Origin of the sequence: Actinomadura sp. KC216, from assembly GCF_004348535.1 — a bacterium.
Lineage (GTDB): Bacteria > Actinomycetota > Actinomycetes > Streptosporangiales > Streptosporangiaceae > Spirillospora.
On record NZ_SMJX01000439.1, the window covers coordinates 1 to 5,569 of the forward strand.

Here is a 5,569-nt window from a genome sequence, read left to right on the forward strand (position 1 = left end):
CCCTCGACGCGGAGCGTCCCGCCGTGGGCCTGGGCGATCTCGCGGGCGATGGCGAGGCCGAGGCCGGTGCCCCCGGCGTCGCGGCTGCGGGCGGTGTCCAGGCGCGTGAAGCGCTCGAAGACGCGCTCGCGGTCGGCGGGCGCGATGCCGACGCCGTCGTCGGTGACGGCGAGCAGGGCCTGGCCGCCGTCCCGGGTCACCTCCACCGTGATGGACGACTCGGCGTACCGCTCGGCGTTGTCGAGCAGGTTGCCCAGCAGCCGGACGAGCTGCATCCGGACGCCGCGCACCGGCACCCGTCCGGCGAAGGACGTCCCGACGTTCCGGTGGAAGGCGCGGCGGCGGATCTCCGCGTCGGCGAGTTCGGCCAGGTCGATCGGCTCCTGCGCGGCCGTCCCGCCGGTGCCGATGCGGGCGAGCAGGAGCAGGTCGGTGACGATCGACTCCAGCCGGTCGGTGTCGCGCAGCGCCGACTCGACGACGGCCCGCAGGTCGTTGTCGTCGGGGTGCATCGACGCGTCCTCCAGGTTGGCGCGCAGCGCGGTGATGGGCGTGCGCAGCTCGTGGGAGGCGTCCGAGGCGAACTGCCGCTGCCGTCCGACGGCACGTTCCAGCCGGTCGAGCGTCGCGTTGGCGGTGCGGGCGAGCTGCGCGATCTCGTCCTGGCCGGGCGGCTCGGGGACGCGGCGGCTCAGATCGGTGGCGCTGATCTCGGCGAGCTGGGCGCGGATCGCCTCGACCGGGCCGAGGGTGCGGCCGACGATCCGCCAGGTGATCCACGCGGCGAGCCCGGCGAGGAGCAGCACGCCGGTGCCGAGCCCCACCTCCAGGAGCCCGGTGACCAGGTAGGACGGCATCCGCTCCGACGCGTACACGACGACGGAGTCGGGCGCGGTGGAGACGCGGATGGCCTCGATGACGTAGCACTCGCGCTCCGGCCAGACGCCGCGGCACTCGACGTAGTCGCGGACGCGCACATTGCTCGACGGCCAGAGTCTGCTCACCGGCGGCCTGTCCGTAGCGGCGGGTGTCGCATTTGTGACGCGTCCGCCGGGCTCGACGACCTGGATCAGTATCCGGCCGCGGGTCTCGTCCGCGATCTGCCCTTCGAGCGTCCCGTCGCGGACGCCGCCGCTCACCCGCCGGCCCTCTACCTGCGCTCCCTGGAGAAGATCGGTCTCGACCCTGGTGCGCAAGGCGAAGTCGACGCCCATGGCGGCCACGCCCAGGACGAGAGCGGCGATGACGGCGGCGATGAGCGTGTCCCTGGCCCGAATGGACCGGGGCCGCATGCGCATGGGCCCTCCCTGCTGGGAATAGCCAGGTTTCGGACAAAGCACACACGGTACCCGCCGGTCACGGATCGGGAGCGGCCGAAACCAACGCGCCGGGTTTTCACCTACTCGCACCGGGAGATCCCGTTTATGACGGTTCCTCCGGAGTACAGGGACGGACACATGGGCAGGGACGTGGCTTCGGTCACCATCAGCGGCGAGGACCGGCGGCGGTACCGCGACAAGGTGCGCAGGTGCCTCGACGTGCTGGCCCGAATGCTGGGCGAATCCCAGTTCGACTTCCAGCGCCCCCATATCGGGCTGGAGATCGAGCTCAACCTGATCGACTCACTCGGCGATCCGCTGATGCGCAACGCGGACGTGCTCAAGGCGATCGCCGACCCGGCCTGGGCGACGGAGCTCGGCCAGTTCAATCTGGAGATCAACATCCCGCCCCGGGAACTCGGCGGGACGGGCACCGGCGAGCTGGAGGCGGAGGTCCGCGACCATCTCGTCCACGCCGACGCCCGCGCCCGCGAGGTCGGCGGGCGGCTCGCGATGATCGGGATCCTGCCGACGCTGCGCCGGTCCGACATCGGCGAGGAGACACTTTCGTCCAACGCGCGCTACAAGATGCTCAACGACGAGATATTCGCCGCGCGCGGCGAGGAGATGCGCATCGCGATCGACGGGCCGGAACCGCTGCACATGCACGCCGACACCATCACCCCTGAGGCCGCGTGCACGAGCGTCCAGTTCCATCTGCAGGTCAGCCCCGACCAGTTCGGCGCCTACTGGAACGCGGCCCAGGCCATCTCCGGCCCGCAGGTCGCGGTGGGCGCGAACTCCCCGTTCCTGTTCGGGCACCGGCTCTGGCACGAGACCCGCATCACGTTGTTCGAGCAGTCCACCGACACGCGCCCGGAGGAACTGAAGGCACAGGGCGTCCGGCCGCGGGTCTGGTTCGGCGAACGCTGGATCACATCGGTCTTCGACCTGTTCGAGGAGAACAGCCGCTACTTCCCCGCACTGCTCCCCCTCTGCGACGACGAGGACCCGCGCGCGGTCCTGGACGACGGCCGCATCCCCGAACTCGGCGAACTGAGCCTCCACAACGGGACGATCTACCGCTGGAACCGCCCCATCTACGCCGTCGTCAAGGGACGGCCGCACCTTCGCGTGGAGAACCGCGTCCTGCCCGGCGGACCGTCCGTCGCCGACGTCATCGCCAACGGCGCCTTCTACTACGGTCTCGTCCGCATGCTCGCCGAGGACGAACGTCCGGTCTGGTCACGGATGTCCTTCGCGACCGCAGAGGAAAACCTGCACCGCGCCGCCCGCGACGGCCTGGAATCCACCCTCTACTGGCCCGGCATGGGCGAGGTCCCCGCCGCCGAACTCATCCTCCGGAAACTGCTCCCGCTCGCCCACGAGGGACTCAAACGGTGGGGCGTCGACGCGTCCCGCCGCGACCGCCTCCTCGGCATCATCGAGCGCCGCTGCGTCACCGGCCAGACCGGCGCCGCCTGGCAGATCAACACCGTCGACGCCATCGAAGACTCCTGCGGCGTCTCCCGCCACGAAGCACTCCGCATGATGATCCGCTCCTACGTGGAGAACATGAGCGACAACGCCCCCGTCCACACGTGGCCCATTAGGGGGACGACCCCCTAAACCCCCGTTGCGGTCGGCGAACCGCTTCCTGACCGGCTGGCGCGTCTCGCGAACGGCGATCTTCACAAGTCCTGCACAGATCGCGCTCATTGCATACATAACGGGCTTCTAGAGTCTGGTCCGTGACAGGGAACGAGACGCGGATCCTCATCGTCGAGGACGAGCCCACGATCGCGCGGGCCGTGGCGGATCGGCTGGTCGCGGAGGGGTTCGGCGTCGACGTCGCCGCCGACGGGCCGACCGCTGTCGAGCGCGCCCGCGCGTACGAGCCGCACCTCATCGTGCTGGACGTGATGCTGCCCGGATTCGACGGGCTGGAGGTCTGCCGCCGCGTCCAGTCGGAACGTCCCGTGCCGGTCCTGATGCTCACCGCCCGCGACGACGAGACCGACCTGATCGTGGGCCTCGGCGTCGGCGCCGACGACTACGTGACGAAGCCGTTCAGCATGCGGGAGCTCGTGGCCCGCATCCGCGCGGTGCTCCGCCGCGTCGAGCGCCCGGGCGGGGCCGTCGCCGAAGAGGCGGCGAGCGCCGTGTGCATAGGGGCGCTGGAGGTCGATCAGCGGGCCCGGCGCGTCCGGTTGGACGGGCGCGAGGTGCATCTCACGCCGACCGAGTTCGACCTGCTCGCCTGCCTGCTGCGCAACCGCGGGGCGGTGCTGACCCGGGCCGTCCTGCTCGAACAGGTGTGGAACTGGGCGGACGCGTCCGGGACGCGGGTCGTCGACAGCCACGTCAAGGCGCTGCGGCGCAAGCTCGGGCAGGGGCTGATCCGGACCGTCCACGGCGTCGGCTACAGCCTGGACACGGCGTCGTGATCCCGCACGGGTTTATCCACAGGTTGTGGGCAAGGCTTCCGCGACCGCTGGACCCGCTACGGTCGATCAAGGTGAAGTTCGGCGTCGTGGTCGTCGCCACCGCGTGCGTCGCCGTCGTGATCGTGCTGTGGGGGTACCCGCTCGGGTTCCGCGCGCGGGAGACGCTGCCCGTCGGCGTGCTCATCTCCCTGATCATGATGCAGCTGCTCGCGCACGGGATGACCGCGCCGCTGCGCGAGATGACGGCGGCGGCGCGGGCGATGGCGCGCGGCGACTACAGCCGCCGTGTGCGCGCCACGTCCCGGGACGAGGTCGGCGAGCTGGCGCAGGCGTTCAACCGGATGGCCGCCGACCTCGCCGAGGTCGACCGGCAGCGCCGCGAGTTCGTCGCGAACGTGTCGCACGAGCTGCGCACGCCGATCAGCGCGCTGCGGGCCGTGCTGGAGAACGTCGCGGACGGCGTCACGCCCGCGACGCCCGACGTCCTCGAATCCGCCCTCGACCAGACCGAGCGGCTCGGGCGCCTGATCACCCAGCTCCTCGACCTGTCGCGGGTCGAGGCGGGCGCGGCGACCCTGGACGTCACCGACATCGACGTGGCCGCGTTCGTCGCCGACGTCACCGCGGAGGCCGCCGCCGGACGCCCCGACGCCGTGTTCGAGTCCGACATCACCCCGGGCCTGCGGGCCGCGGCCGACCGCGACCGCCTCCACCAGATCGTCGCGAACCTGCTGGACAACGCCGCCCGCCACGGCCCCGACGGACGCCCGGTGACCGTCACCGCACGCCCGTTCCCGGGCAGCCCACCGGGCGGACTCGTCCTCGAGGTCGCCGACGAAGGCCCCGGCATCCCGCCCGAGGAACGCACCCGCGTCTTCGAACGCTTCTCCCGCGGTTCGTCCGTCAGCTCCACATCGGGCCCGCACACCGCGACACCGGCCGGGACACCCGGCGGCGGCACCGGCCTCGGCCTCGCCATCGCGAGCTGGGCAACGGACCTGCACGGCGGCGACATCACCGTCCTGGACACCCCGAGGGGCTGCCGCATCCGCGTCACGATCCCCCCGAACACCGGAGACCCCACATGACGAACCCGCCCCAGGACCCCTCCGACAAAGAGCAACCCCAGGACGACACGTCCGCCCAACCGAACAAGCTCACAGACTCACCGCCCAAGCCCGACCCGACCGCCTCAAGCAAGCCAACCGAGCAGCCCGAGGGCCCCGCAGCTTCACCGACCAAGGGCGGCCCGGGCAGCTCAGGCAAGGCAGCCGAGCGACCGAAAAGCGCGACCGAACAACCGACCACCGCCACAGCTTCGCCGACCAAGCCCGACCTGGGCGGCACGGGCGACCAGCCGGGCGGCGCGGCCCAGCGGCCGGGTGAGAGCGCAGGCTCGGCGGTCAAGACCGGTTCGGACGGCTCGGACGAGCAGCAGCGCGGCGCGGCCCAGCGGCCAGACCACGCCGCAGCTTCGCCAGCCAAGGTCGATTCAGGCGGCCCGGGCGATATGTCAAAGCGGCCGAGCGATGACACCGAACCGTCAGACGACGCCGCAGGTTCGCCGAAGGCAGCTGACCCGGGCGGCTCCCGCGAGGCGGCCGAGCGACCGGACAGTGCAGCCGAGGCCGCGGCTTCGCCGACAGCGGCCGGTCTGGGCGGGTCCCGTGAGGGGGCTGAGCGACCGGGCAGCGCGGCTCAGCGGTCGGGCGAGACCGGGGGTTCGTCGGACAAGGCTGGTCCGGGAGAGGCGGGGGGCACTGGGTTCGTGCCGCCAGGTGGGCCACCCGGGGTACCGCCAGG

The 5,569-nt window shown here is 71.7% G+C and carries 4 protein-coding genes; 3 read left to right on the top strand and 1 reads right to left on the bottom strand.

The genetic code is table 11. From position 1 onward, the window contains the following. On the bottom strand, nucleotides 1-1,298 hold a 1,298-nt coding region (locus E1264_RS39410), incomplete at its 3' end, for an ATP-binding protein (RefSeq protein ID WP_132182159.1). A 159-nt stretch (nucleotides 1,299-1,457) separates the two neighbouring features. On the opposite strand from E1264_RS39410, the gene E1264_RS39415 reads away from it, so the two are divergent. From E1264_RS39415 to E1264_RS39425, 3 genes are all read left to right on the top strand, one after another. Continuing rightward, nucleotides 1,458-2,948, top strand: coding sequence for a glutamate--cysteine ligase (locus tag E1264_RS39415; RefSeq protein ID WP_132182161.1), 1,491 nt, complete (start codon nucleotides 1,458-1,460; stop codon nucleotides 2,946-2,948). A 122-nt stretch (nucleotides 2,949-3,070) separates the two neighbouring features. Next, the gene (locus E1264_RS39420; RefSeq protein ID WP_132182163.1) at nucleotides 3,071-3,766 is read left to right on the top strand and encodes a response regulator transcription factor; all 696 of its coding nucleotides are present in this window, start codon (nucleotides 3,071-3,073) and stop codon (nucleotides 3,764-3,766) included. A gap of 71 nt (nucleotides 3,767-3,837) precedes the next feature. Continuing rightward, entirely contained in the window at nucleotides 3,838-4,854 is a 1,017-nt protein-coding gene (locus E1264_RS39425) for a HAMP domain-containing sensor histidine kinase (RefSeq protein WP_243711453.1), read from the top strand. Nucleotides 4,855-5,569: the final 715 nt, after the last annotated feature.